Consider the following 612-nt stretch of genomic DNA (forward strand, 5'->3'; position numbering starts at 1 on the left):
TGGCGGCCGCACATGCTGCTGCCGCGCCGGTGATCGGTGCGGTGGTACCGCCGGCGGCCGATCCGGTGTCGTTGGAGACCGCGGCCGGTTTCAGTGCCCGCGGTGTCGAACACACCGGGGTGGCGGCGCTGGCTGTTGAGGAGCTGGGCCGGGCCGGTCTGGGTGTTTCGGAGTCCGCGGCCAGCTACACCACCGGGGATATGCAGGCCGCGGCAACGTACATGATCGCGCGGGGCTAGTTTCCGTGTCCGCCCCCATCTGGATGGCTTTCCCGCCCGAGGTCCACTCCGCCCTGTTGTCCAGCGGTCCCGGACCCGGTGCACTGCTGGCCGCGGCTGCTCAGTGGCAGGCGCTGTCCGCGCAATATGCCACTGCCGCAACGGAGTTGACGCAGCTGCTCGCTGCCACCAACGCCGGTCCCTGGCAGGGGCCCAGCGCCACCCAGTATGTTGCCAGCCACGCACCGTATCTGGCTTGGCTGACGCAGCAGAGCGCGCTGAGCGCCTCCAATGCGGTATTGCAGGAGACGGCCGCCGCCGGTTATGCCACGGCTCTGGCCGCGATGCCGACGCTGGCCGAGCTGGCGGCCAACCACATGATTCATGGCGTGCT

General features: G+C 69.6%; 2 protein-coding genes. Both read left to right on the plus strand.

Features of this window, described 5'->3' with window-relative positions; all coding sequences use genetic code 11:
- A partial coding sequence (locus AOT87_RS00015; protein ID WP_057969110.1) for a PE family protein occupies nucleotides 1–239 on the plus strand: 239 nt, incomplete at its 5' end.
- Nucleotides 240–244: 5 nt separating this feature from the next.
- Nucleotides 245–612, plus strand: a 368-nt coding sequence (locus AOT87_RS00020) for a PPE family protein (protein WP_131727577.1), incomplete at its 3' end; no start/stop codon positions are given.

Origin of the sequence: Mycobacteroides sp. H003, from assembly GCF_001440135.1 — a bacterium.
In the GTDB taxonomy this organism is placed as follows: Bacteria; Actinomycetota; Actinomycetes; order Mycobacteriales; family Mycobacteriaceae; genus Mycobacterium; species Mycobacterium gwanakae.